Here is a 24,548-nt window from a genome sequence, read left to right on the forward strand (position 1 = left end):
AAAGGAAACAGTTTAATGACAATCTACGATTCAGTACAAAAGACAAAACGGGAGTTTATCCCTCAAGATGACAACAGAGTATCGCTCTACGTCTGCGGTCCTACCGTTTATGACGATGCGCATCTCGGGCATGCAAAAAGCGCTCTGGTCTTTGACCTTTTAACCCGTATTTTAAAGGCTAACGGTTACGACGTGACTTATGCAAGAAACATTACGGACATCGACGATAAGATCATCAACAAAGCGAGCCAGAGCGGCAAAGAGATAAAAGAGATAACAGATTTTTACACCGAAGCCTACCACAAAGAGATGGAGCAGCTTGGCATAAAACGCCCAGATCTTGAGCCAAAAGCAACCGAATCGCTTGAAGCGATGTTTGAGCTGATACAAAAGCTTATCGATAGCGACCATGCCTACAAAACAGACGACGGCGATGTCTATTTTGACACCTCAAGCGACAGCGAATACCTCAAGCTCTCTTGCAGAGTCCAAGATGAAGATGACAAAAAACAGCGCGTAGAGAGCTCGTCACAGAAAAAGAACAGTGCCGATTTTGCTCTATGGAAAAGCGTAAAAGACGACAGCGTGGCATTTGACTCCCCTTTTGGCAGAGGTCGTCCGGGATGGCACTTGGAGTGTTCTGCCATGATAGAGAAGCATTTGGCGCATAAAGGCAGAAAGTTTGCCGTAGATATTCACGGCGGCGGGGCTGACCTGCTCTTTCCCCATCATGAAAACGAAGCGGCGCAGACGAGATGTGCGACAGACCACGCACTCGCAAACTACTGGATGCACAACGGTTTTGTAAACATAGACGGTGAGAAGATGTCAAAAAGCTTGGGAAACAGCTTTTTCTTGAAAGATGCCCTAAAAGTTTACGACGGAGAGGTTTTACGCTTCTATCTTCTAAGTACGCACTACAGAAGCAACTTCAACTTCAACGAAGAGGATTTGGTTGCTTCCAAAAAGCGTTTAGACAAGATATACAGACTCAAAAAACGCCTATTCGGTCTTACTCACAATAACGAGAAGACTTCGTTTCAGGAGAATCTTTTAAAAACCCTAAACGATGACCTCAACATATCCGCCGCTTTGGCTCTCATAGATGAGATGCTATCGCACGCAAACGAGACACTTGATACGGCTGGCAAACATAAAGAGCTTAAGCGTGATACATTATCAAATCTTGCATATATAGAAGAAGTTTTGGGGTTTGGCGTAAAAAACCCTTACGAGTATTTTCAGTGGGGAGTAAACGAAGAGACAAAGGCAAAAATAGAGACACTCATAAAGCAGAGAGATGAAGCAAAAAAAGCTAAAGATTTTGCAACCTCAGACAATATCCGAGATGAGATACTCTCCTTTGGCGTGACTCTTATGGACACGCCTCAAGGCACCTTTTGGGAGAGGGTATAACACTTTAGTTATATATCCCTTTTTATTCTGTTCTTGTATCCTGCGTTGATGCGCAAACGTAGTCCTAGATAGTAGGCTTTTGTGATAGCTTTTTTCAGAAGATACGCGCTGTATCCGCTAACTTTTATAAAACCGAACAGCTCTCCTGCAGAGTACTTTCCGCCAAGAGCGATAAATACTCCAAGAACGCTGGAGTTAAACGGTTTTATCTCTTGTTTGTCCATCTTTCTTATGATGGCATCAGCGACATACTCTGCGCTTCTCTCCGCAGTCTGCGCGGTCGGAGGGAGCACTTCTCCTGCGGCGTTTTTTATCTCCACGCAGTCGCCGATGGCAAAGACGTTCTCTCTGTTGCCGATGTTAAGCCTGCTGTTTGGAATGAACTGGGATATCTTGTTTTTCTCTACATCCAAAGAGTCGTTTAGTTCGGCTGCTTTTATGCCTCCCGTAAAGACCATAAAGTGGTATTTGAGCTTTTTTGAGTCTCTAAAATAGATATATGAATCATCCATGCTATCTATAAATGTCTCTCTTAGCGTCTTTACTCCCAATGAGTCGAGCCTTTTTTGCGTGCTTTTAATCAGAAACTCGCTCATTCCAGGCAAAATGGTCTTGCTTGCGTCTATGAGATATATCTTTATGCTCTCTACTCTGGCACCTATCGTCTTTTTATACACTTCTATGACATGAGCCATCTCTGCGGCAACCTCTACACCGCTAAGACCCGCTCCACCTATGACCAGATTAATATCTTCGCCGTTTTTTTCATTTAAGAGCTTTTTATAGATAAGGTTTTCAAACTCGATTCTGAAGTTGTAAGCTCTTTGGAGTTTTTTCACACCGTAGCTATGCTCTCTTAGCCCCTTTATAAATGAGAAGAAGTTTGTTTGCGCTCCGCTAGCGATTATTAAGTAGTCGTAAGGTATTGAGCCCCCGAGTATCTTTACCTGCTGTTCGTCAAACTCTATGAAAGTTACCTTATCGTTGACATACTCTACCTTTTTTTCAAACCCACTGCACCACTCTTTGATATCCACGGCGACATCGTGCATATCAAATCTGCCGGCTATGTAGCCGTATGCTTCGGTCTGAAGATAGTGGTAAGTATTTTTATCTATAAGCGTTATATCTATGTCACTGCTTTTAGAGAGATGCTCAACTGCCCGCAGTCCGCCGTAACCGCCTCCGATAACCACTACTTTTTTATTCAAATTTTGCCTTTTGCTCTTTAAAGTGGTTAAAATTATACAAAAATTATTAGGCAAAAAATGAGAGTTGAACAACTAGAAGAACTTTTAGAAGAGAGCGCAAAAGATGTAACCGAGGAATTTAAGAGACTTTTTCACGGGCGCGGAGGTCTTTATGAGGAGTACAAGCACCTCACCATAGACTCCGTTGACACCATCCTCAGCGTCGCTCTCTTCTTTGAGGAAGAAAGCGAAAATGAGCTTATAGAGATGCTAAAGCGGTTTGTATCTTCAAGCAGATATAAAACCCTTGTGATCCAGAGACGCTACATCAAAGGCTCTCCAAGTGAGGTCATTGTAGGAGAGTTAGAGCAAGATACTTTTACAATAGAGAACGGTATGAAGCTAAAACTAAACCTGCTCTCGAACCAAAACAGCTTCTACTTTCCCGATATGAAAAACGGCAGAGCGTTCGTGAGAGAAAATGCAAAAGACAAAAACGTGCTAAATCTATTTAGCTACACCTGCGCATTCAGCGTTGCAGCAAAACTGGGCGGCGCGCTAAGTATCTCAAACATAGATATGAGCAAAGGCGCGCTCTCGGTGGGACGCTCGAACCACCATCTAAACGGCATCGACACAAAAGGGGTAAGCTTTTTACCCTACAATATTTTAAAATCCTTCTCTCGCATCAAAAAGAGAGGTCCGTATGATCTAATCATCATAGACCCGCCAACCTTTCAAAAAGGGAGTTTTGAGGCTACAAAGGATTACCAAAAAATAATTAAAAAGCTACCGGAGATAGCAACAGATGAGTGCACGCTTCTTGCCTGCCTAAACTCACCTGAACTTGATTGTGATTTTTTGAAAGAGCTCATCAAAGAGCTTGCCCCCGACTTTGAGTTTGTAGGGCGGCTTGAAAACCCAAAAGAGTTTGCAAGTCTGGATAAGCAAAGAAGCCTTAAAAATCTGGTGTTTAGTCGCAGTAAGAAGCAAGGAGAGCAGATTTAACCTCGCTGTACTTCTGCTCGCCTTTTAACTTTTTGACTATCTGCAGACCAAAGCAGATGGCAGTCGCAGGTCCTCTTGAAGTCATCACATTGCCGTCTGTAACCACCATATCGCTATCGCTAAAACCATCTTCTCTTATCTGCTCTTCAATGGTCGGATAACAGGTATAGTTGTGCTTCAAAACTCCTGCCGTATGAAGAGCCAGAGGTGCCGCGCAGATAGCTCCGATATTTTTGCCTTTTGCGTCCATCTCTTTTAATATCCTCTGCACATTCGCATCATCGCGCAAAGCCACGGTTCCGCCCCAACCGCCGGGCAGGACGATCATATCAAGCGAAGATACATCGACGTCACTTATTATCATCTCAGCCATAACCGTGACATTGTGCGCCCCTCGTACAGCTGCTTGAGCGTTCAAAGATGCGATAAGCACCTCAATGTCTCCTCTTCTTAACACATCTATGATATTTATAGCCTCTATCTCTTCAAATCCCTCAGCCAAGGGCACTAAAACTCTGCTCATAATACTCTTCTCCTTCTTGGTTTTCTTGCTTTTTATTTTATACTTATAATGTTATAATCTGCTTAAAAAGTTAAGGTTCTCTCTTTGGGTGAAATAATCAAGCTCTTTCGCATACATCAATATATAAAAAACCTCTTTATATTTCTGCCCCTGCTCTTCTCGTTTTCATTCAGTGACAGCCAAGACAATCTAAACGTACTAGTCGCTTTTTTGCTCTTTAGCCTTTTGGCAAGCAGCATATACATCTTCAACGACCTTTTGGATATCAATGAAGACAGAGCCCATCCTACAAAGAGAAACCGTCCCCTTGCGAGCGGAAGCGTCTCAAAGAGCACCGCGATCTCTCTTATGCTGATTCTCTCAACAACATCACTCGGCATTTCGCTGCTCTTTAACACGGAGCTTTTTACTGTTTTGCTTATCTATTTTCTTTTAAATATCGCCTATACCCTAAAGCTGAAACATATTGCCATTTTGGACATTTTCATCATCGCATCGGGCTTTGTACTTCGCCTCTTTGCAGGCTCTAGCGTGACGGAGATCCCGCTCTCTATGTGGATCATACTTATGACCTTTCTTTTGGCGCTCTTTTTGGCACTTGCAAAAAGAAGAGACGATGTCCTTCTATCGCTTGAGGGGCAGGAGACGCGCAAAAACATAGACGGCTACAACCTTGAGTTTGTAAATGCCTCTATGGTCTTGATGGCGGGAGTCGTAATTGTCAGCTACCTTATGTATACCATCTCGCCCGAAGTCGAGGGCAGACTCGGCACCGAACATCTCTATCTCACCTCGTTTTTCGTCATCTTGGGAATTTTCCGCTATATGCAGATAACATTTGTGGAAGAGGACAGCGGAAGCCCTACAAAAGTAGTCATAAGAGACAAGTTCTTAAAACTGACCATTCTCTTTTGGCTCATTAGTTTTATAGCGATCGCAAAGCTTACATGATAGCCCTTAGATATACGCTTTTTGCTGTTTTATCTACAGCCGTAAATATAGCCTTCCAGTATATAAGCTTTTTAATATATAGCGGGTTTTTGGCACTTTACGTAGCTATGTTCGTCGGAACGGTTGCGGGCTTGGTGCTTAAATATGTCCTTGATAAAAAATATATCTTTTTTCACACGCCAAAGAGCAAAAAGGATGATAGCAAAAAGTTTCTTCTCTACTCGCTGATGGGTGTTTTTACGACATTTATCTTTTGGGGTTTTGAGATATGGTTTGATCTGGCCTTTGAAGATGAGAGCGCAAAATATCTTGGTGCTCTCATTGGACTTAGTATAGGATATATAGTAAAATACTATCTCGATAAAAGATTTGTCTTTAAGGATTAGCCGTGGGTCTGCTTAGCTGGGGAATGTTTCCAAAAATCATCACTAAAAAATTTTCTCTAAGAGACAGAGCTGCATTAAAGAGCTATATAGAAGAGACTGACGAGTTTATCCCTTACGGAAACGGCAGAAGCTACGGCGACAGCGCACTCAATGAAAACATACTCCATGTAAAACCCTATAACAACTTTTTGGCTTTTGATGAAGAAAACGGACTTCTTACATGTCAAGCGGGCGTTCTTTTGAGCGAGATATTGGACTCGGTCGTTAAAAAAGGATGGTTTTTAAAGGTAACTCCCGGAACAAAACTAATTACCGTAGGAGGAGCGATCGCAAGCGACGTTCACGGCAAGAACCACCATGTAGAGGGGTGTTTTAGCGAGTGTGTAGAAGAGTTCTGCATAATGCTCCCAAGCGGCGAGACAAAGGTATGCAAAAAAGGGGATGAGCTTTTTTATGCAACCTGCGGAGGGATGGGGCTTACTGGCGTGATACTCAGTGCGACCATCAGCCTTAAAAAGATCAACTCAAAAAATATACGTCAGACGACCATCAAGACAAAAAACCTCCAAGAGACCTTTGAAGCCTTTGAGAAATATCAGGATATGCCCTACTCCGTTGCGTGGATAGACTGTCTGGCAAAAGATGATGAACTTGGAAAGTGTCTGCTTATAGTGGGCGACTTTGCAGATGACGGCGATCTGGATTACAGAAGCAAAAAGAAGCTAAGCATCCCTTTCAACTTTCCATCATTTGCGCTTAACAACCTGAGCGTAAAGGCTTTTAACTGGCTCTACTACGCAAAAGCAAAAGATGGCACATCAAAACAGAAGGTGGACATCGACACATTCTTTTATCCGCTTGACGCCATAGGCAACTGGAACAGGATCTACGGCAAGGGCGGTTTCACGCAGTATCAGTTCATCCTTCCAAAAGAGCATAGTTACGAGGGGTTAAAAGAGATACTGACAAAGATATCAGACTCGGGTAAAGGGTCGTTTTTGGCGGTCTTGAAACTCTACGGCAAAGCAAATGAGAACTATCTCTCTTTTCCTCTTGAAGGCTATTCGCTCGCGCTTGACTTTAAGATAGAAGATGGACTTTTTGAGCTTTTAGAGGCTCTTGATGAAGTGGTCGTAAAATATGGCGGCAGGATCTACCTTACAAAAGATGTCCGTGTAAGTCGTGAGACCTTTGAGAGAGGGTATGAGAAAATAGATAAATTTAGAGAGTTTAGAAGAGAAAACAATATGGATAAAAAATTAAATTCACTGCAGTCAAAAAGGGTTCAAATATGAGTTATGTACTAATCATCGGCGCAAAAAGCGACATAGCCAAAGAGGTTGCACGTGTATATGCAAAAAACGGCTACAACATCTATCTTGCAGCCAGAGAGAGTGACTCTCTGGAGGATTTAAAACAAGATATTGAGACAAGAAACGATGTTAATGTAAAGCTAAAAGAGTTTGACATCACATCGTACGATACGCATGAGGATTTTTACGCTTCGCTTGAAGAGAAACCGCTCGGAGTTATTGTAGTCTCAGGTTATATGCCAGAGCAAAAGAGTGCGCAAAAGAGCTGGGATGAGACTCTAAGAGCCATAAATGTAAACTACACCGGTGCGGTCAGTATCCTAAACATTGTCGCGAACGATTTTGAGAAAGAGAGACGCGGTTTTATAGTAGGTGTAAGTTCCGTTGCGGGAGACAGAGGCAGAAAAGCAAACTATATCTACGGAAGCTCAAAGGCTGCTTTTAGCGCCTACTTGAGCGGTCTTAGAAACAGGCTTTATGAGAACGGTGTACAGGTTCTTACCGTAAAACCGGGATTTGTCGCTACTAAAATGACAGAAAATCTCGACCTCCCGGAGAACTTAACCGCAGAGGCGTGCGATGTTGCCGAAGATATTTTCAATGCACAGCAAAAGGGCAGAAACACTCTTTATACAAAACCGATCTGGTTTTTTATCATGCTGATCATCAAACATATTCCAGAATTTATATTTAAAAAAATGAGCATATGATACAGAACTACAAAAAAGAGATAACGCTTCTTGGGGCTATTTTTGCTCTTAAACTTCTTATTTTAACGCTACTTCCGCTAACGGGAGATGAAGCCTACTTTATAAAATGGGCGGACAATCTAAGTATGGGTTACTATGACCATCCGCCAATGGTGGGCTGGGTAATATACCTTATGAGCCATATTGCAGACTCTCACATCTTTTTCAGGCTCTTTGCAGTTGTGACCACGTTTGTGGCGGCTTTTGTCATCTATAAGATCGCCCTGCTTTACAAGGTCGAGAAAACAAGAGCCTTTTTTACCTCGCTCATATTTCTTGCTTCACCCGTAGACATACTGCTCTCACTTATGACAAACGATGTCGCCCTGCTCTTTTTCAGCTCACTCGGAACCCTGTTTCTGCTCTATTCCCTTGAGAAGAGAGAGTGGTTTGGCTATGCGCTTTTAGCAGGTTTATTTCTTGGCTCTGCATTTTTAAGCAAATATTTTGCCATCTTTTTGCTCTTCTCTCTTCTTGTTTTTACTATTTTCGTATACAAAGCAAAAGCCATAAAGACTATTTTGGTTGTGAGTGTTATTGTATCCCTCTTTATCGCTCAAAATCTCTATTTTAACTACAACAGCTGCTGGAACAACATACTCTTTAACTTTTTTGCAAGAACACAAGACAGCAGCTATAACATAGGAAGTGTTCTTGGCTATTTTGGACTTATTCTCTACATTTTAACTCCATGGGGAGCCTACTATCTCTTTAAAACAGAGTTTGAAAAAACAACGCTCTTTAAACTTCTGCTCTCAATTTTAGGCGTAGCTTTTTTCATCTTTTTAATAGTCTCGCTTAAAAACAAGATCGGACTTCACTGGTTTTTGATATTTATTCCCTATATTTTTCTGCTGTTTGCATATCTAGAGAGCGAAAAACAGCTCAAACTATTGAGATACAACGCTTACTTTACATTTGCTCATGCAGCCATTCTTATAACTGTTCTACTGCTTCCGACCTCTCTTTTAAAGGAGCACAAAAAGTACTCGGATATCGTTATGTATACTCAGCCAAAAGCGCTCTGCGGTGAACTTGAGAAATTTAACGATGATAGGATCTTTACCTACAGCTACTCAACTGCCTCACTTCTCTCCCACTACTGTCAAAGAGATATTACCGTTCTCTTTAACAACTCAAAGTACGGCCGCTTGGATGACAAACTCTTTGACGTAAGAGATATAGCAGGCAGAGACATTACGCTCTTTAACAAAAGAGAGATAAACTCCAAAGAGCTGAAAAATGTTTGTTCATCCTTTGAAATCGGCTCATTTGAAGTGGACGGTGCAACTTTTTACAGTGCAAAATGCGTCGGTTTTGATTACGGTGAGTATAAAAAACGCTATCTTGACTTTCAAAACGAGAATTTCTACAACATTCCATCATGGCTTCCTGTGGGAGAGTGCTACTTTAAAGAGAGGTATTATCAATGAATCTGGCACTCTTTGATTTTGACGGCACGCTTACAAAAAAAGACTCGCTTGATGAGTTTTTAAAACAGAGCGTAGGCATAAAAAAATACTTTCTCAATATGTTCCGCTTTCTGCCCTACTTCATATTGTGGCAGACGAAACTGATGAACAACGGTGTGGCAAAAGAGCATCTCTTTAGAATATTCTTCAAAGGGATGGATGAGGAGCTTTTTAAAAGCAAAGCAAAAGAGTTCTCCCTTACAAAACTTGACTCCATTATCAGCGAAGAGAGGATAAAAATATTAAGAGAGCATCAGAAAAACGGTGACAGAGTTATCATCGTCTCAGCCTCGATGCAGTGCTGGCTTCAGCCTTGGTGTGACAAAGAGGGAGTAGAGCTTCTATGTACTCATTTAAAATTTGAAGAGGGCTATTTCAGCGGCAAGTTTTTAACCCCGAACTGCCACGGTATTGAAAAAGCCAATCGCATAAAAGCACACCTGAATATAGAGGAGTATGAAACAGTACACGCCTACGGAGACAGCTCAGGAGACAAAGAGATGCTAGACCTTGCGCATAAAAGCACATTATATTAAATTTGATTCTGCTTGATTGTATGACATATAAACTGCTCTTTACTTTTTTTTAGTATAATCACTCTATTTTAAAGGTAAAAGAGAACCTCATGATAGATTATCAAACCATTAAGCCTTGGCTCTTTAAGCTCGAGCCTGAAAGCGCTCACCATCTTGCAGAGTTTGCACTTAGATTGCCAAATATCTGCCAAATACCTTTCAATCCGTTTCTTGAGTCTCACTTCGTGACCAACGAGATACTTAAGCAAAAGCTCTTTGGGCGTACTTTTTTAAACCCGATCGGACTTGGTGCCGGTTTTGATAAAAACGCGACCATGATCCGCGGTATGCAGATTTTGGGATTTGGCTTTACAGAGATAGGAACCGTTACTCCTAAGCCTCAAGAGGGAAATCCAAAGCCTAGAATGTTTCGCCATATTGAGGAGCGCAGCATACAAAACGCGATGGGCTTTAACAATGACGGACTGCTCAAAGTTCAGCGAAGATTAAAAGAGCGTTACCCTTTTACAACACCTATAGGGATAAATATAGGCAAAAACAAGGTCACACCTGAAGCCGAGGCTATCAACGACTATACGACTCTTATAAAAGCGCTTCATGAGCTTGGCGATTATATGGTTATCAACATCTCATCTCCAAATACTCCGGGGCTTCGTGATCTGCAAAACGAGGAGTTTATAACAAGGCTTTTCCAAGAGGCAAAAGCGATCACTTCAAAGCCGATACTGCTAAAAATTGCTCCCGATATGAGCAAAGAGGATGCGGTTGCACTCACAACGCTTGCGGTAGAAAAAGGTGCTGATGGCATTATTGCAACAAATACTACCATTGACTACTCGCTTGTAAAAGAACCAAAAGATATAGGCGGGCTTAGCGGTGCGGTTCTTCGTGAGAAGAGCTTTGAGATATTTGAAGCGGTTGCAAAAGAGCTTTACGGCAAAACGACACTTATCTCGGTCGGCGGCATCGACTCTGCCAAAGAGGCATACAGACGCATAAAAGCCGGAGCTTCTCTTGTTCAGATATATAGCGGTCTCATCTTCGGCGGACCGGATATGATAAAAAATATAAACTTGGAGCTTACAGAGCTCATCCGTGCAGACGGCTACACAAACATAACCCAAGCGATAGGTGCGGATAGAAAATAGTATGAAATTTTTCTTAGCACTCGCACTCATCACAGGAGCATTAATGGCATCATCACTACCAAAATATGAAACAAAAACACTTAAAAACGGTCTGCAGATCGTTGTCATCCCCCTAAAAAACAACACAAACGTCATCAGCACCGATATTTTTTACAAAGTCGGAAGCAGAAACGAGGTCATGGGCAAAACAGGAATAGCCCATATGCTCGAACATATGAACTTCAAGTCTACAAAAAACCTAGATGCCGGCGAGTTTGACAAAGAGGTCAAAAGCGTAGGAGGCGTAAACAACGCTTCAACAAGCTTTGACTATACGCACTACTACATCAAATCAAGCACGCAAAATCTTGACAAATCTTTAGAGCTATATGCAGAACTTATGCAAAACCTGAATCTAAAAGATAAAGAGTTTCAGCCCGAGCGCGACGTAGTAGCCGAAGAGAGACGCTGGAGAACGGAGAACTCGCCTCTTGGATATCTCTACTTTGCCCTATTTAACAACGCTTACGTCTACCACCCTTACCACTGGACGCCTATCGGGTTTATGAATGACATTCAGACTTGGACGCTCAAAGATATTAAGGATTTTCACAAAACGTACTATCAGCCAAACAATGCCATCTTGATGGTGACGGGTGATGTTGATCCAAAAGAGGTCTTTAAAAAGGCTAAAAAAAGATTTGGGCATATTAAAAACAAAGCCGATATCCCAGAATTTAAATTTGTAGAACCAGAGCAAGACGGTCCAAAAAGAGTGCTTTTAAAAAGAGACAGTGAAGTGGAGATGATCGCCATAGCTTTTCATATACCTGACTTTAAGCATGAAGACCAGGTCACACTTAGCGCGATTTCCGAGATACTATACTCAGGCAAAAGTTCAAGACTCTACAAAGAGCTGATGGATAAAAAACATCTTGTAAACAGCGTTTATGCGTACAATATGGAAAACATCGACCCGGGTCTATTTATATTTTTGGCAACCTGTAATCCGGAAGTAAAAGCAGAGGATGTTGAACGTGAACTTATAAAACAGATAGAGCTTATAAAGAACAAACCCGTCACCCAAAAAGAGCTTGAGAAGGTAAAGATCAACTCCAAAGCGGATTTCATCTACTCGCTAGAGAGCTCAACTTCTGTAGCAAATCTATTTGGAAGCTACCTTGTGCGCGGAGACCTTACACCGCTTTTAACATATGAGGAAAATATTGAAAAGATCAGCCAGGAAAAAGTACAGGAAGTCGCAACGAAATACTTCGATTTTGACAGATCAACAACACTAATTTTAAAGAAAGGGAACTAAATGAATATAGTTACAGGTTCAACAACTGCACTCATCACTCCGTTTAAAGGCGGAAAGCTCGATGAGCAAACCTATGCAGACCTGATAAAAAGACAGATCAAGAACGGCATAAATGCGGTATGCCCTGTCGGAACTACGGGAGAGAGTGCCACTCTTACATATGAAGAGGATAAGAGATGTATGGAGATAGCTGTTGAAGTCTGCCGCGGAACCGATACAAAAGTTCTTGCGGGTGCTGGTAGCAACTCTACGGCAGAGGCCATAGAAGCAGCAAAAACAGCTCAAAAATGCGGAGTTGACGCAATATTTTCAGTTGCACCTTACTATGTAAAACCGTCTCAAGAGGGACTATACCAGCACTACAAGAGTATTGCAGAAGCTGTACCTGAACTGCCGTTTATGCTCTATAACGTTCCGGGCCGTACAGTCGTAGATATAACTGCCGATACCGTTATAAGACTCTTTGACGATGTTAAAAATATCTACGGCATAAAAGAGGCTACAGGAAGCCTTGAGAGAAGCGTTGAACTGCTCTCGCGCAGACCTGACCTTAAGGTATTTAGCGGCGATGATGCCATAGATTACCCTATCCTTGCAAACGGCGGAGCAGGCATAACATCTGTTACGGCAAACCTGATTCCTGATCTAAAAAGCGAACTTGTACGCCTAGCGCTCAGCGGCGACTTTAAAGGCTCAAAAGCTATAAACGACAAACTTTTTCCTATCAATAAAGCGCTATTTTTGGAGTCAAACCCGATCATGATAAAAGCGGCGATGTATATTGCAGGTCTTATCAATACGCTTGAATATAGACTTCCTCTTGTTGCTCCGAGTGCGCAAAATATGAAGATACTAGAAGAAGTTATGAAAAATTACGAAATAAAGGGAGTGTAAAATGAAGGGGAAAACTCTATTTGTAAGCGGCGGAACTCGCGGAATAGGCAAAGCGATCGTATATGCTTTTGCCGCAAAAGGGTGTGACGTGGCATTTACATATGCAACAAAAGCGGATACCGCAAACGAGATAATTGCGGACGTTGAATCAAAATATGGAGTAAAAGCTCGTGCCTATGCACTTAATATTCTTGAGCCTGAAACATACAAAGATGTCTATGCAGAGTTTGACAAAGATTTTGATAGACTCGACTTTTTTATATCAAACGCTATTATCTCAGGCCGTGCGGTTGTCGGCGGATTCGGTCCGTTTATGAGACTAAAGCCAAAAGGTCTTAACAACATCTATATAGCAACCGTTGACGCTTTTGTCGTAGGCGCTCAAGAAGCTGCTAAGAGAATGGAGAAGATAGGCGGCGGAAGTATCATCAGCATGAGTTCGACCGGAAATCTTGTCTACACACCAAACTATGCCGGTCACGGTACGAACAAGGCTGCAGTAGAAGCGATGGTTCGCTATGCGGCAGCTGAACTTGGCGAGAAAAATATCAGAGTAAATGCAGTTAGCGGTGGACCGATAGATACGGATGCGCTTAAGGCTTTTCCTAACTATGAAGAGGTAAAGAGCGAGGTCGTTAAACGTTCTCCGCTCTCTCGCATGGGAGAAGCTGAGGATCTAACGGGCGCTTGTCTTTTCCTCTGCGGCAATGAATCTTCATGGCTTACCGGACAGACGATCGTCGTTGACGGGGGAACTACTTTTCAGTAAGCAGTTTTTAAATTTGAGCTAAATATTTTTAGAAAAAATATTTACTCATATGATGTTATCATCTGTTCTATGAAAAATATAGAAAAACTGATCGAGCCGTTGAATCTTATCTACTATGAGTATGAAAAAAGCTCCAACTCTTTTATACTTGATAGAAACTACTCAAATGAGCATATTTTTGAAGAGCTGATAAAGATCACCTATCTGCTGAGCAAAAATAACATCAACTTCTTTGTCGATGAAAAAAAATCACTTGTATTAAATGCCAAAGACTCCATTTTTCTAAAAATAAAAAGATATATAACATCATTTTTTGAAAATATAAGAAACGGTTTTTTAAATATCTATGTATTAAACGACAAAAAGGTCAAATGGGCAAAGAACCTGCCTGTAATCAAAATAGAGACCATAAAAGTAGACTTCGACTTTTCAAAATACGACGCCATTATATTTACATCTAAAAATGCTATCTACTCGCTAAACTCCTACAATAAAGAGTGGATAAGCAAACCGGTCTATGCAATAGCTCCGCAGACCGCAAAAGTAGCAAGTAATCTGGGAGCGAAGATCAAGTTTGTAAGTAAAGAGAAACATGGAGACGAGTTCGCACAAGAGTTGGTTCCTCTGTTAAAAAACAAAAAAGTGCTCTACATTAGAGGCTCTAAGGTCGTTACAAACCTTGTAGAGACCCTAAACTCAAACGGAGCTATTTGTGATGAAGCGATCGTTTACAAAACGGTATGCGTAGAGTTTAAAAAACAGATAAAACTTCCAAAAAACTCCGTGATCATCTTCTCTTCGCCCTCTACAATTGAGTGTTTTTTAAAAAATGCGCAGTGGGATGAGAGCTATAAGGCGGTCTCTATAGGTCACACGACAGAAAAATACTTTCCGCAATATATAACTCCCTACGTGTCTGAGACTACGTCACTGGACTCATGTGTAAAAAAAGCGATCGAACTTAGCCGCTAACATATTGTATGCATTTGGTTTTCATTGGATATAGAGCTGTATAATTTTGACTTATCATAATTTAAAGGGGAAATCTATATGAATTCAATTTTCAATGTAACAAAAGTCGCACTATTTTCTTTGGTGCTTAGCACGGCAGTATATGCAAAACCTAACCTACCTCTGCCGATCCAAGACGCTATAAAAATGGAAAAACTTGCAGGTCCTGCGGGAGCGTTCGTATCGAAAGAGAACTTTCCAAAGGACTACTTTTTAATCCCTAAAAATCTTCCTTACCTAGTCGGTATGACGCTTTATGATCCGTCCAGTTCAAATCTGGAACTATCACAGGAACAGATAGATGCGATACTTAAGATAAAAAAAGAGTTGATGGCAGAAGCTGCACAAAAAGCTCTGGTCGTTAAAAAACTTGAACTTGATCTTATGCAAAAGATCTCTTTTAAGCACAAAACTCCGCCGATGAGCGAGTTCTATCCGACAGTCGATGAGATAGCAAAACTAAGAGCCGAACTTACAAAAATACACTTAGATTGTATCGAGAAGGTAAAAGCGGTGCTCACGCCTGAGCAGTTTGAAGAGATGCTTGACTACGGAGTGGTAAATATGTTTTAAGGCTTTCCCGCCTAACGGCGGGAAGCTCTGCAAATGCTACTTTATAGCAATTTTTTTAGCCTTTTTAGACTCAGCTTTTTCAAGCGTGACATATAGTCTTCCGTTCTCATATTTTGCATCTATCTTATCTCTGTTAATATTCTCTGATAGCGCAAAACTTCTGCTAAACATACCAAAACTCGACTCGCAAAGATAGTAGTCATCCTCTTTTGTCTCATTCTTGTATCTTCTTTGTGCATTTATTGTTAGGTTATCGTCCTCTATCTTGATCTCTATATCCTCTTTTTTAACGCCGGGAAGATCTATCTCTATACTAAATGTATCATCAGAGTGTTTTGCCAAGTTTGCAAATGGGAGATGACGTGCCACATTGTCAAACGTGTCTTTTACGACCTCTAGACCTTTTTCGACTTTCTCTTCTACTTTATCAGCCAGTTTCTTAGATGTTTTTACAATATCCATCATAACCTCCTGTTACTTTATCTCTATCTTTTTAGCAGAGCTCTTCTCTATCTGAAGTTTCGGGATGACGACTTCTAAAACGCCGTCTTCACACGCCGCTCTTATATTTTCGGTGTCTACTTTATCAGGCAGAGTGAAACTTCTTTGAAACTTTCCGTAACTGCTCTCCACTCTGTAGTAGTCCTCCTCTTTGACCTCACTTTTCGCCTCTCTTTTACCGGATACTGTAAGAACATTGTTCTCGACGTTTATCTCAATATCCTCTTTTTTTACACCCGGAAGATCGACATCCACATGGTAAGCGTCCTTGCCCTCTCTTGTATTTACTGCAGGCTTGAAATCCGCTAATGCATCACCCTTTGCACCTTCGTCCAAAGAGCTTAGAAAATCATTGAAAAAATCGATCCCTCTTTTTCTTCTGTAAGATTCTACGGGATTTAAATATCTTGAAATTAACATAATAAACTCCTTTTTTTAAATTAGCAAAATGGTATAAAAATATTTAAAACGCTTTTGCTACTTAGGTAGCATTTTGTCAGTTTTTTCAAGAAGTTTTTGCAGATTTATAACTTTTATGTTTTTTCTGCCTGTCTGAATGATCTTCTCCTGTTTTAGCTGTTTTATCGCTCTCTCTACCACGTGTCTTACAGTTCCCAAAAGCTTGGATATTTCGCTGTTTGAGAGGTTTTGAAGAAGTTTGTATTTAAAAGTGCTATGCGGGTTTATATTTTCTAGTAGCAGATGCATAAGCCTCTCTTTTACGTCATAAAGAGAGAGTTCGCTTGCCAGAGTCTCAACATGTCTCATCTTGGCAGCCAGATACGGAAAAAAAAGCTTGTTAAATGTAGAGTTGTTCTCTATCCAGTACCTAACTTTTTCAATGGGGAGCTGAAGCACTCTGCAATCTTCGAGCACTTCATATACCACCTCGTGCGGCTTCTCGTCCAAAAGAGATATGACATCGAACATATCTCCTCTTTTGTAGATAAAAATGGTCTGCTCCTTGGCGTTGTCAAGATTCATCTGGTATGTTTTCACTCTGCCGTCAATTACTATATAAAAGTGCTTTAAGAGATCATCTACAGAGAACGGAGACGCCCCTTTTTCGTAACTGAGAGTCTTGGAGTAGTGATAAAACTCCGATTCAAACTCTTTGTCAACGTCATGAAGCAGCTCTATGTCGTAAGATCTTGTTTCCACATTCCCACCTACAGCAGTTAAAATTGCTACTATTTTATCATTTTTGATATAATTTTGGCAATTTCAACTCCTAAAAGGAAAAAGTTTGACAAGTTTTTTATTAGAGTTCAGTATGTTCCCGACTTCAGATGAGTGCAGAGAGGGCTCTTCGGTTTCAAAGCATGTAAGCAGGGTAATTGATGCCATAGACAGATCAGGCGTGCCTTACCAATTAACTCCTATGGGAACGGTTGTTGAAGCGCAGAGCATGAAAGAAGCGCTCTCAATCATAGAGCTGGCGTATGAGCAGCTTCAAGACTGCGAGAGAGTCTACTCTTCATTAAAATTCGACATCAGAAAAAACACAAAAAATAGACTCAAAACAAAGATAGCTTCGGTTGAAAAGACTCTAAATAGAAAGATAAACCACTAAAGAGAGGCTGATTAAAGCCTACTCTTTCAAACTCCCTTTAAAAAGTTTGCTAAAATCCGTCGGAAACGGAAAGACAAGAGTATTTGTCTTGTCGCTTGAGATGTCACTCATGGTTTGAAGATAACGAAGCACAATTCCAAGATCGTTCTCACTTAACTTCTGAGCCGCCAACAGCAGATTTTCACTAGCTTCGACCTCTCCTTTTGCATTTATGACCTTTGCACGGCGCTCACGCTCTGCTTCTGCCTGTTTTGCGATAGCACGAACCATACTCTCATCAAGGTCGATATGCTTGATCTCCACATTGGATATTTTAATACCCCACGCATCTGTCTGTTTATCCAAGATCTCTTGAATATCGTGGTTTAGTCTTTCTCTCTCGGCAAGCATCTCATCCAGCTCATGACCGCCTAAAACCGAACGCAGAGTAGTCTGTGCAAGCTGACTTGTCGCATCGTAAAAATCCTCCACCTGAATGATCGCTTTTTGCGGGTCTATTACGCGAAAATAGACGACGGCGTTTACATGAACGGAGACATTATCATGAGATATGACATCCTGTGTAGGCACGTCAAGAACGATCGTACGAAGATCGACCCTTACCATCTGCTGGATAAAAGGGATCAAGATAATAAGCCCAGGTCCTTTTATGCCCGTAAATCTTCCAAGCGTAAAGACGACCGCCCTCTGATACTCTCGCAGTATGCGTATAGCCGCAGCTAAAAATATGACTAAAAAGATCACCATATACAGTATGGTTATATTTAGATCGAAAAACATTTTCTACTCCTTAGTTGATTTTGGTATAACTTTTAAGACGAGCCCAAAGAGCTCGACAACTTCGACATCTTGACCTATAGAGAGTTTACTCTCGCTAAGCGCACTCCATGTCTCTCCGTGGCAGTGCACCAGATACCCATCTTCCCTTACATCAACGACTTTAGCCGCCGCTCCGATCATCTCATCTGCGCCGGAGACTACCTTAGCAGACCTTGAACTTAAAAAGAGTTTCATCACCAAGACAAAAAAAGCGAGGCTGCTCAGAGTAAAGGCGATGATCAAAGGGATAGAGACGCTTTGCCCGAGAGTATCGGCGTCAAATAGCAAAAGTGAGCCAAAGGCAAAAGCGACAACTCCTCCTATGCCTAAGATGCCGAATCCCGCAACAAAAACTTCGGCGACCATTAAAGCGATCCCAAGCAAAATAAGCAATAGTCCTGCATAATCAAAAGGCATCATATTGAGCGCATACAGAGCTATAACACCTGAGATAACTCCGATAACTCCCGGAAATATTGAACCCGGATTCATCAGCTCAAAGAAGATGCCGTATATCGCCAAAAGAAGTAAGATGTAAGCTATATTTGGATTTGTGATCGTGGATAGAAATCTACTCTTCCAACTTGGCTCAAAACTCTGCAAAGTTACATTGTCAGTATTTAGAGTTACTCTTTTGCCGGATATAACAACGCTTCTACCATCAAGCTTCTTGAACAGCTCTTCTCTGCTTTGGGCGATTAGATCAATGACGCCGAATTTAAGAGCATCACTTGCGGAGATACTTTTAGCCTCCTCTACCGCCGATAGTGCCCATGATACATTGCGCTCATTAAGTTCTGCCAAACTTTTGATGTATGCGACCGCATCATTTGTCACCTTCTTCTCCAGCGTACTAATGTTGCTTCCGTTTGAATCTACGCCACTTGGCGATGGCATTAGACTGACAGGAGTCGCCGCTCCCAAGTTTGTCCCGGGCGACATAGCCGCGATATGCGAAGCGTAAAGCAGATAAGTACCTGCACTTGCCGCATGAGCGCCTTTTGGATAGACATATGTAACCACGGGGATAGAGCTGTTCGTAATGCTTTGTATCATCTCCCGCATCGAGCTAGACAAACCTCCGGGGGTATCCAGCTCAATAAGCATCATCTGTGCATTTCTCTCTCTTGCAAACGCCATGCCCTCTTTTAGATATTCACTGCTGGCAGGTCCGATGGCACCTTTTATCTCAAGTTTTACAACAAGTGAACTCTGTGCAAAAAGAGGCAAAAGTGTCAAAAGCAGAAGAAAAAACAAACGTATCATATTAACCGCCTTGCTGGTTTAAAATAACGCTAAAACACAATCAATGATAACAAAGAAACGTTATCAAGTCAATAGAACACTTAGCTCCAAACTCCTTCAAGCATATAACCGCAATGCGGACATCTTCCGTTCTCATCAAGGTCGTTTTTAACGAACTGCCCTATGTTTCCGCTTCTGTCTATCACTCTGTTTTTACAGCTTGGACAGTATGTAGATTCATGGTCCTCATTATCTATATTGCCTACATAAATATATTTAAGCCCCTCTTCCTGCCCTATTTTATAAGCACGCAGAAGCGTAGATTCAGGAGTACGAGAGACATCAAGCATCTTGTATGTAGGATGAAATGCCGATAGATGCCAAGGTATGGATGTGTCAAGCTCTGCTATAAACTTTGCAATGCCTCTTATCTCTTCATCTGAATCGTTCTTGCCCGGAATAAGAAGAGTCGTTATCTCTATCCATATTCCCTTTTCATGGGCATACTTTACGGCTTCAAGCACCGGTTTTAATCTTGCGCCGCAGATCTCTTTGTAAAACTCATCAGAAAAACTTTTGATGTCTATATTCATCCCGTCTATATATGGTGCGAGCAGGTCAATGGCTTTTCGTGTCTCGTAGCCGCTTGTAACATATATGTTTTTAATCCCTCGCTCATGTGCGAGTTTTGCCGTGTCGTAAGTGTATTCAAAAAAGACTATCGGCTCATTGTAGGTATAGGCTATGGATCTGCAGACATTATCTACTGCAGCCTCGACGATGCTCTGGGGCGGAAATTCACGGCCGACTATCTTGTGCTCATGCTCTTTTGGGTATTGCGATATATCATAGTTTTGACAAAACTTGCAGGAGAAGTTGCAGCCCACTGTTCCAACCGAAAAAGCTCTTGTTTTTGGCAGAAAATGAAACATAGGTTTTTTCTCGACCGGGTCAATGTTTACTGCCGCTGCAAGCCCGTAAACAAGAAGCTTAAGCTCACCGTCTTCTACGCGTCTTACTCCGCATATACCGTACTCGCCCTCATCAAGCTTGCACGCCTGAGCGCACGCTTGACACAACACCTTGCCGCTATCGAGTTTTTTACTTAACCATGCTGTATGTGACATTTTTGACTCCTTAATTTTATTTCATAAAAAACGCCTTAGTAGATCAGCGGAACAAACGTAAAGCCGTAGTGCTCGTTCGCGTCAAAACCCTCCTCTTTTTTAACGATCTCAAAAACGGAATTTTGGATCGGGATGACAAGTTTTCCTCCGACCTTTAACTGTTTGACAAGCTCATGGGGAAGCTCATCCGCCGCAGCCGATACTAAAATTCGGTCAAACTTCTCCCCCTCAATGCCTAGCTTATCTCCTGCCTGAACTATCTTTGCATTTTTAAAATCGTACTTTTTTAGATTTTTTCTTCCAAATCTTACTAGCTCATCTACTCTCTCGACTCCAGTCACAGAGCCGCTATTCCCTGCAATATACGCTAAAAGCGCGGTCGTCCATCCAGAGCCGCTTCCTATATCTAAGATCTTGTCTCCCTCTCTTGGCGAGAGCATCTCAAGCATCATCGCCACAGTTCTCGGCTGAGATATCGTCTGTCCACGACCTATGCCAAGAGGATAATCCTCATATACCTCAAAAGAACTTCTGTCGGCTACAAAATCGGCTCTATCGACACTTCTAAAGGCTTCTATGATCTTTTTAGTGCGAAGCGCGCCGATATCTACAAGATAATCTACCATCTCACTGTTTGAATACATATCTGTCTCTCCTTACAAAAGTGACTCAAGAGCCGTAAACTCAAAATCGTGAACCTCGGCAACCGCACGGTTTGTAAGAGCCCCTTTAAAAACATTGACTCCAAGTGCCAGAGCGGGATCATTTTTTATGGCATCTATCGCTCCCTCATCTGAGAGCTTTCTAATATAAGATATTGTTGCGTTCGAGAGCGCTACGCTTGATGTTTTGGGGTAAGCTCCGGGCATATTTGCCACGCAGTAGTGTAGTACCCCCTCCTCTATAAAGGTCGAATCACTGTGTGTTGTAGGCCTTGAAACCTCCGATATACCGCCCTGATCTATGGTAATATCTACAACCACGCAGCCTTTTTTCATCTCTTTTAATATCTCATGCGAAATAAACTTCGGCGTAGCCGCACCTCCGTGGACAAGTACGGCACCGACGACCATATCAGACTCTTTTATAGTCTCTAAAAAGGCATCTTCGGAGTACAAGAGAGTCTTGACATGATGTAGCTCTTTTTTCAACTCCTCCAGTTTTGGCGAGGTTCTGTTGATGACCGTCACATCCGCACCCATTCCGTAAGCTATCTTAGCAGCGTTAGATCCGGCATTGCCGGCACCTATTACCAAAACCTTAGCACTAGGCACTCCATCAGAGCCGCATATCAAAACCCCCTCGCCTCCTCTGTAGCGGCTTAGATGATAAGCTCCGACGATCGGCGCCATACTCCCTGCTATCTCGCTCATCGGCTTTAAAAGCGGGAGCTCTCTGCCAAGAGCAACAGTCTCATAAGCTATCGCACAAACTCTCTTTTGCATCAAAACGGCGGTAAGCTCTTTTGCGGGAGCCAGATGAAGATAACAAAAGAGCGTATGCTTCTCATTTAACAGCTCATACTCTGATAGCTGCGGCTCTTTGACCTTTACTATCAAAGCGGCTTTTTCATAAAGCTCTTTTGCCGAATAGACTATCTTTGCGCCGACATCCGTATATTCACTATCACTAAAACCGCTTCCCTCTCCCGCCATAGTCTCGATGAACACTTCATGCCCGTCACCTACTAACAAAGCAGCGTTTGAAGGCGTTACGGCAATGCGAAACTCGTCACTCTTTACCTCTTTTGGAACTCCGATAATCATACTCTTGCTCCTTAAAAATTATAAAACCAGTCCTTTGATTTTCTGGAGAAAGGGTTTTGCGCGTAAAACTCATCTTCATCAAATGAGAACCTGTAGTTTTGGATGTAGCTGTTTACCAACTTATACGCCTCATTTATCTCTTTGAACTTTTTTGCGTCACCCTCTGGCATATCAGGATGGTGTATCTTTGAGAGTCTCAGATACTTCTCTTTTAGCTCAGCTTGCGTTATGCGCGTCACAATATCCAATATCTCAAGAGCCTTTTGCAGTTTTTCATATGTCATTTTGCATACCTTTTAAGACTTCTATCAAGCGAGTCGCTAAATATATAATTAACACCCATCTCAAATAGCTCTTTGGCACGTTTTGAATCGTTGACGGTATAGACTCCCACAAAAAAACCTGCCTCTCTTAGCATTTTAACCCTTTTTTCATCTACCAACCCGTCATCCAGATTGCACGCCTCAACTTGTAAATCCACAAGATACTCTAAAAGGTCATCACGGATGCTCTCCTCAAACAGAGCCGCCGTAGGCACATTTGGAAGAATATTTTTTGTCTCTTTGAGATACTCATGCCTAAAGGAAGAGAGCAAAACACGCTCTTGCATTCCCGCATCTTCTATCTCTTTTATAACCGCGTCTACGACAATTTTATCTTCAAAAAAGTTAGACATATCTTTAATCTCTACATTTATGAACATACCATTCTTTTTTATAAACTCCAGTGCGATCTTGAGCGTGAGAAGCGGCTCTTTATGAGCGCTGTTTTGCTCAAACCAGCTTCCGTAATCAAGCATAAGAAGTTCATCATACGTAAAATCGCAAACTCTGTACGGAGCCCTGTTTTTAAAGATCTCCATCTCTGCAACATCGGTAGTTCTTTGAAGCGTGTCGTCATGCATCACTATAACCGCCCCGTCTTTGCTTAACTGAACATCTATCTCGACAAAATCACACTTTCCTATGCTCTTTTTAAGTGATGAAAGCGTGTTTTCTGGAGCGATAAAGCGTGCACCCCTATGAGCGCCGACAAGTCTGTTTCTCTTTAATAGTTCTAAAAATTTCATGCACTATTCTATCATTTATTACATAAGCTGACTTCATTTTATAGGAAACGAGTTCTCTTTTAGGTAGAATTGATAAAATATTTTAAAAGGTTAAATATTGTCTCTATTTCAAGCCTCTGTCCTCAAGACATATAAACAAGATGAATCATTGATCGCCCAAAGATGGGCAAAGTTTCAAAACTTTTTGGCAAAAGTGGAGTTTGTAAAGAGCGTCAAAGAGGAGAAGTACCAAGACGGCTTCTTGCATGACATCTTTGAAGAGTGCTTAGGCTACACGCTTGACAACACAAACCCTCAAAACTTCAATCTTGAGCGAGAAAAAAAGAACGAAACAGACTCTAAAAAAGCAGACGGCGTTATCTACGTAAACGGAGAAGTAGTCGGCATAGTAGAGCTAAAAGACCAAAAGAGCAAAAACCTCGATGCGGTGGAGGCTCAAGCGTTCAACTACCACGCCTCGCACTCAAACTCAAAGTACATCATCATCTCAAACTTTGACGAGCTAAGGTTTTACATAGACAAAAAAACCGCTTATGAGAAGTTCAACCTCTTTTACCTCACATACGATGAGTTTAAAAAACTTCATCTTCTGCTAAGTTACGAGAGCATAAAAGAGGGCTTGCCGCTCAAACTAAAAGAGAAGTCGGCTAACTTCGAGCTGCAAATCTCAAAAGAGCTATACCGTGATTTTAGTATCTTTAGAAACCATCTTTTTGAAAACATAGTCAAAAATAATCCACATGTAGAAAAATCCCAACTTCTCAGACTTACCCAAAAGCTCTGCGACCGCATTATATTTATGCTTTTTGCAGAAGACAGAGGACTGCTTCGCCACAACACCATAAAAGAGATACGCGAGGAGTTTAAAGGACAAAAATTTACCTCTTACGCGCTTTACGACATCTACAAGTTCTACTTTAACGCCATAAACGAGGGAAATGAAAAGCTCGGCATCCCAAAATACAACGGCGGACTTTTCGCAAAAGATGAACTTCTCGACACTCTCATTATAGACGATGCGCAACTTGACATGGAGGCGCAAAAACTAAGCGACTACGACTTTATGAGTGATGTGAGCGTAAACATACTTGGGCATATATTTGAGCAGAGCTTGACGGATTTGGAGGAGCTTCAGGCAAACATAGAGCATACCGACTTTGACAAGAAAAAATCCAAACGCAAAAAAGACGGCGTATTTTACACTCCTGA

At 41.8% G+C, this 24,548-nt stretch carries 28 protein-coding genes; 16 read left to right on the forward strand and 12 right to left on the reverse strand.

The annotated features are described in order from the left end of the window. Positions 1-15 precede the first annotated feature (15 nt). Positions 16-1,416 carry a cysteine--tRNA ligase gene (gene cysS / locus RBR61_RS08100; RefSeq protein ID WP_320343447.1) on the forward strand — a complete coding sequence of 467 codons (1,401 nt, stop codon included), beginning with the start codon at positions 16-18 and terminating at the stop codon, positions 1,414-1,416. A gap of 8 nt (positions 1,417-1,424) precedes the next feature. Here the strand turns inward: cysS and RBR61_RS08105 are convergent, their stop codons facing one another. Next, the gene (locus RBR61_RS08105; RefSeq protein WP_320343449.1) at positions 1,425-2,627 is read right to left on the reverse strand and encodes an FAD-dependent oxidoreductase; all 1,203 of its coding nucleotides are present in this window, start codon (positions 2,625-2,627) and stop codon (positions 1,425-1,427) included. A 57-nt stretch (positions 2,628-2,684) separates the two neighbouring features. Here RBR61_RS08105 and RBR61_RS08110 point away from each other — a divergent pair, with 57 nt between their 5' ends. Continuing rightward, a complete protein-coding gene (locus RBR61_RS08110) occupies positions 2,685-3,614 on the forward strand; it encodes a class I SAM-dependent methyltransferase (RefSeq protein ID WP_320343451.1) in 930 nt (309 codons plus the stop codon). On the opposite strand, the gene RBR61_RS08115 is transcribed toward RBR61_RS08110, so the two are convergent. Further along, positions 3,580-4,137 carry a DJ-1 family glyoxalase III gene (locus tag RBR61_RS08115; protein ID WP_320343453.1) on the reverse strand — a complete coding sequence of 186 codons (558 nt, stop codon included), beginning with the start codon at positions 4,135-4,137 and terminating at the stop codon, positions 3,580-3,582. The two genes, RBR61_RS08110 and RBR61_RS08115, sit on opposite strands and share 35 nt — an antisense overlap. A gap of 84 nt (positions 4,138-4,221) precedes the next feature. Between RBR61_RS08115 and RBR61_RS08120 the strand changes: the two genes are divergently transcribed. The 12 genes from RBR61_RS08120 (at position 4,222) to RBR61_RS08175 (ending at position 15,239) form a co-directional block, all read left to right on the forward strand. After that, positions 4,222-5,088 (forward strand): decaprenyl-phosphate phosphoribosyltransferase, encoded by an 867-nt coding sequence (locus RBR61_RS08120; protein WP_320343455.1) that lies wholly within the window; start codon positions 4,222-4,224, stop codon positions 5,086-5,088. Further along, entirely contained in the window at positions 5,085-5,474 is a 390-nt protein-coding gene (locus tag RBR61_RS08125) for a GtrA family protein (RefSeq protein ID WP_320343456.1), read from the forward strand. Before RBR61_RS08120 ends, RBR61_RS08125 begins: the two co-directional genes overlap by 4 nt. A gap of 2 nt (positions 5,475-5,476) precedes the next feature. Then, positions 5,477-6,769, forward strand: coding sequence for an FAD-binding oxidoreductase (locus tag RBR61_RS08130; RefSeq protein WP_320343458.1), 1,293 nt, complete (start codon positions 5,477-5,479; stop codon positions 6,767-6,769). After that, entirely contained in the window at positions 6,766-7,497 is a 732-nt protein-coding gene (locus RBR61_RS08135) for an SDR family oxidoreductase (protein WP_320343459.1), read from the forward strand. The genes RBR61_RS08130 and RBR61_RS08135 overlap by 4 nt, the downstream gene beginning before the upstream one ends. Beyond that, positions 7,494-8,969 carry a glycosyltransferase family 39 protein gene (locus RBR61_RS08140; protein ID WP_320343460.1) on the forward strand — a complete coding sequence of 492 codons (1,476 nt, stop codon included), beginning with the start codon at positions 7,494-7,496 and terminating at the stop codon, positions 8,967-8,969. The genes RBR61_RS08135 and RBR61_RS08140 overlap by 4 nt, the downstream gene beginning before the upstream one ends. Continuing rightward, entirely contained in the window at positions 8,966-9,544 is a 579-nt protein-coding gene (locus RBR61_RS08145) for an HAD family hydrolase (RefSeq protein ID WP_320343461.1), read from the forward strand. Before RBR61_RS08140 ends, RBR61_RS08145 begins: the two co-directional genes overlap by 4 nt. Positions 9,545-9,633: 89 nt before the next feature. Beyond that, the gene (locus RBR61_RS08150; RefSeq protein WP_320343463.1) at positions 9,634-10,692 is read left to right on the forward strand and encodes a quinone-dependent dihydroorotate dehydrogenase; all 1,059 of its coding nucleotides are present in this window, start codon (positions 9,634-9,636) and stop codon (positions 10,690-10,692) included. A gap of 43 nt (positions 10,693-10,735) precedes the next feature. Continuing rightward, complete coding sequence (locus tag RBR61_RS08155) at positions 10,736-11,992, forward strand: pitrilysin family protein (protein WP_320343465.1); 1,257 nt, start codon at positions 10,736-10,738, stop codon at positions 11,990-11,992. Next, on the forward strand, positions 11,993-12,886 hold the full coding sequence (dapA, locus tag RBR61_RS08160; protein ID WP_320343466.1) for a 4-hydroxy-tetrahydrodipicolinate synthase: 894 nt from the start codon (positions 11,993-11,995) through the stop codon (positions 12,884-12,886). A 1-nt stretch (position 12,887) separates the two neighbouring features. Next, positions 12,888-13,655 carry an enoyl-ACP reductase gene (locus RBR61_RS08165; protein ID WP_320343467.1) on the forward strand — a complete coding sequence of 256 codons (768 nt, stop codon included), beginning with the start codon at positions 12,888-12,890 and terminating at the stop codon, positions 13,653-13,655. A 69-nt stretch (positions 13,656-13,724) separates the two neighbouring features. Beyond that, positions 13,725-14,627 (forward strand): uroporphyrinogen-III synthase, encoded by a 903-nt coding sequence (locus RBR61_RS08170; RefSeq protein ID WP_320343469.1) that lies wholly within the window; start codon positions 13,725-13,727, stop codon positions 14,625-14,627. Between the two features lie 78 nt (positions 14,628-14,705). Continuing rightward, positions 14,706-15,239 carry a hypothetical protein gene (locus tag RBR61_RS08175; protein WP_320343471.1) on the forward strand — a complete coding sequence of 178 codons (534 nt, stop codon included), beginning with the start codon at positions 14,706-14,708 and terminating at the stop codon, positions 15,237-15,239. Between the two features lie 36 nt (positions 15,240-15,275). Here RBR61_RS08175 and RBR61_RS08180 read toward each other — a convergent pair whose 3' ends face one another. Genes RBR61_RS08180 through RBR61_RS08190 form a run of 3 tightly spaced genes read right to left on the reverse strand, consistent with a single transcriptional unit; the run spans position 15,276 to position 16,901 of the window. Next, positions 15,276-15,701 (reverse strand): Hsp20/alpha crystallin family protein, encoded by a 426-nt coding sequence (locus RBR61_RS08180; RefSeq protein WP_320343472.1) that lies wholly within the window; start codon positions 15,699-15,701, stop codon positions 15,276-15,278. A 12-nt stretch (positions 15,702-15,713) separates the two neighbouring features. Next, a complete protein-coding gene (locus RBR61_RS08185; protein ID WP_320343473.1) occupies positions 15,714-16,160 on the reverse strand; it encodes an Hsp20/alpha crystallin family protein in 447 nt (148 codons plus the stop codon). A gap of 57 nt (positions 16,161-16,217) precedes the next feature. Continuing rightward, positions 16,218-16,901: a Crp/Fnr family transcriptional regulator gene (locus tag RBR61_RS08190; protein ID WP_320343474.1), complete on the reverse strand. Its 684-nt coding sequence runs from the start codon at positions 16,899-16,901 to the stop codon at positions 16,218-16,220. 112 nt (positions 16,902-17,013) lie between these two features. Here RBR61_RS08190 and RBR61_RS08195 point away from each other — a divergent pair, with 112 nt between their 5' ends. Next, positions 17,014-17,313: an MTH1187 family thiamine-binding protein gene (locus RBR61_RS08195; protein ID WP_320343490.1), complete on the forward strand. Its 300-nt coding sequence runs from the start codon at positions 17,014-17,016 to the stop codon at positions 17,311-17,313. Between the two features lie 18 nt (positions 17,314-17,331). On the opposite strand, the gene RBR61_RS08200 is transcribed toward RBR61_RS08195, so the two are convergent. From RBR61_RS08200 to RBR61_RS08230, 7 genes are all read right to left on the reverse strand, one after another. Next, the gene (locus tag RBR61_RS08200; RefSeq protein WP_320343476.1) at positions 17,332-18,093 is read right to left on the reverse strand and encodes a slipin family protein; all 762 of its coding nucleotides are present in this window, start codon (positions 18,091-18,093) and stop codon (positions 17,332-17,334) included. A 3-nt stretch (positions 18,094-18,096) separates the two neighbouring features. Next, complete coding sequence (locus tag RBR61_RS08205) at positions 18,097-19,398, reverse strand: nodulation protein NfeD (RefSeq protein WP_320343477.1); 1,302 nt, start codon at positions 19,396-19,398, stop codon at positions 18,097-18,099. An 80-nt stretch (positions 19,399-19,478) separates the two neighbouring features. Further along, positions 19,479-20,504: an AmmeMemoRadiSam system radical SAM enzyme gene (gene amrS / locus RBR61_RS08210; protein WP_320343478.1), complete on the reverse strand. Its 1,026-nt coding sequence runs from the start codon at positions 20,502-20,504 to the stop codon at positions 19,479-19,481. A 35-nt stretch (positions 20,505-20,539) separates the two neighbouring features. Beyond that, positions 20,540-21,148 carry a protein-L-isoaspartate O-methyltransferase gene (gene pcm / locus RBR61_RS08215; protein ID WP_320343480.1) on the reverse strand — a complete coding sequence of 203 codons (609 nt, stop codon included), beginning with the start codon at positions 21,146-21,148 and terminating at the stop codon, positions 20,540-20,542. A 12-nt stretch (positions 21,149-21,160) separates the two neighbouring features. Beyond that, positions 21,161-22,270 carry an alanine dehydrogenase gene (ald, locus tag RBR61_RS08220; RefSeq protein ID WP_320343482.1) on the reverse strand — a complete coding sequence of 370 codons (1,110 nt, stop codon included), beginning with the start codon at positions 22,268-22,270 and terminating at the stop codon, positions 21,161-21,163. A gap of 11 nt (positions 22,271-22,281) precedes the next feature. Continuing rightward, positions 22,282-22,554 (reverse strand): DnaJ domain-containing protein, encoded by a 273-nt coding sequence (locus RBR61_RS08225; RefSeq protein WP_320343484.1) that lies wholly within the window; start codon positions 22,552-22,554, stop codon positions 22,282-22,284. Beyond that, positions 22,551-23,339 carry a glycerophosphodiester phosphodiesterase family protein gene (locus RBR61_RS08230; protein ID WP_320343486.1) on the reverse strand — a complete coding sequence of 263 codons (789 nt, stop codon included), beginning with the start codon at positions 23,337-23,339 and terminating at the stop codon, positions 22,551-22,553. The genes RBR61_RS08225 and RBR61_RS08230 overlap by 4 nt, the downstream gene beginning before the upstream one ends. A gap of 97 nt (positions 23,340-23,436) precedes the next feature. Between RBR61_RS08230 and RBR61_RS08235 the strand changes: the two genes are divergently transcribed. Next, on the forward strand, positions 23,437-24,548 hold a 1,112-nt coding region (locus RBR61_RS08235), incomplete at its 3' end, for a type I restriction enzyme HsdR N-terminal domain-containing protein (protein ID WP_320343488.1).

It is taken from the genome of Sulfurimonas sp. (assembly GCF_034005705.1).
Classification (GTDB): Bacteria; Campylobacterota; Campylobacteria; order Campylobacterales; family Sulfurimonadaceae; genus Sulfurimonas.

Excerpts from the sequence above, each read along its gene's own strand:
- RBR61_RS08115 (WP_320343453.1), bottom strand. The coding sequence starts at position 4,137 with ATGAGCAGAGTTTTAGTGCCCTTGGCTGAGGGATTTGAAGAGATAGAG.
- RBR61_RS08230 (WP_320343486.1), bottom strand. The coding sequence starts at position 23,339 with ATGAAATTTTTAGAACTATTAAAGAGAAACAGACTTGTCGGCGCTCAT.
- RBR61_RS08200 (WP_320343476.1), bottom strand. The coding sequence starts at position 18,093 with ATGTTTTTCGATCTAAATATAACCATACTGTATATGGTGATCTTTTTA.
- RBR61_RS08165 (WP_320343467.1), top strand. The coding sequence starts at position 12,888 with ATGAAGGGGAAAACTCTATTTGTAAGCGGCGGAACTCGCGGAATAGGC.
- RBR61_RS08110 (WP_320343451.1), top strand. The coding sequence starts at position 2,685 with ATGAGAGTTGAACAACTAGAAGAACTTTTAGAAGAGAGCGCAAAAGAT.
- RBR61_RS08180 (WP_320343472.1), bottom strand. The coding sequence starts at position 15,701 with ATGGATATTGTAAAAACATCTAAGAAACTGGCTGATAAAGTAGAAGAG.
- pcm (WP_320343480.1), bottom strand. The coding sequence starts at position 21,148 with ATGTATTCAAACAGTGAGATGGTAGATTATCTTGTAGATATCGGCGCG.
- RBR61_RS08225 (WP_320343484.1), bottom strand. The coding sequence starts at position 22,554 with ATGACATATGAAAAACTGCAAAAGGCTCTTGAGATATTGGATATTGTG.
- RBR61_RS08140 (WP_320343460.1), top strand. The coding sequence starts at position 7,494 with ATGATACAGAACTACAAAAAAGAGATAACGCTTCTTGGGGCTATTTTT.
- RBR61_RS08205 (WP_320343477.1), bottom strand. The coding sequence starts at position 19,398 with ATGATACGTTTGTTTTTTCTTCTGCTTTTGACACTTTTGCCTCTTTTT.
- dapA (WP_320343466.1), top strand. The coding sequence starts at position 11,993 with ATGAATATAGTTACAGGTTCAACAACTGCACTCATCACTCCGTTTAAA.
- RBR61_RS08170 (WP_320343469.1), top strand. The coding sequence starts at position 13,725 with ATGAAAAATATAGAAAAACTGATCGAGCCGTTGAATCTTATCTACTAT.
- RBR61_RS08185 (WP_320343473.1), bottom strand. The coding sequence starts at position 16,160 with ATGTTAATTTCAAGATATTTAAATCCCGTAGAATCTTACAGAAGAAAA.
- RBR61_RS08135 (WP_320343459.1), top strand. The coding sequence starts at position 6,766 with ATGAGTTATGTACTAATCATCGGCGCAAAAAGCGACATAGCCAAAGAG.
- RBR61_RS08155 (WP_320343465.1), top strand. The coding sequence starts at position 10,736 with ATGGCATCATCACTACCAAAATATGAAACAAAAACACTTAAAAACGGT.
- RBR61_RS08150 (WP_320343463.1), top strand. The coding sequence starts at position 9,634 with ATGATAGATTATCAAACCATTAAGCCTTGGCTCTTTAAGCTCGAGCCT.
- RBR61_RS08195 (WP_320343490.1), top strand. The coding sequence starts at position 17,014 with ATGTTCCCGACTTCAGATGAGTGCAGAGAGGGCTCTTCGGTTTCAAAG.
- RBR61_RS08145 (WP_320343461.1), top strand. The coding sequence starts at position 8,966 with ATGAATCTGGCACTCTTTGATTTTGACGGCACGCTTACAAAAAAAGAC.
- amrS (WP_320343478.1), bottom strand. The coding sequence starts at position 20,504 with ATGTCACATACAGCATGGTTAAGTAAAAAACTCGATAGCGGCAAGGTG.
- cysS (WP_320343447.1), top strand. The coding sequence starts at position 16 with ATGACAATCTACGATTCAGTACAAAAGACAAAACGGGAGTTTATCCCT.
- RBR61_RS08175 (WP_320343471.1), top strand. The coding sequence starts at position 14,706 with ATGAATTCAATTTTCAATGTAACAAAAGTCGCACTATTTTCTTTGGTG.
- ald (WP_320343482.1), bottom strand. The coding sequence starts at position 22,270 with ATGATTATCGGAGTTCCAAAAGAGGTAAAGAGTGACGAGTTTCGCATT.
- RBR61_RS08125 (WP_320343456.1), top strand. The coding sequence starts at position 5,085 with ATGATAGCCCTTAGATATACGCTTTTTGCTGTTTTATCTACAGCCGTA.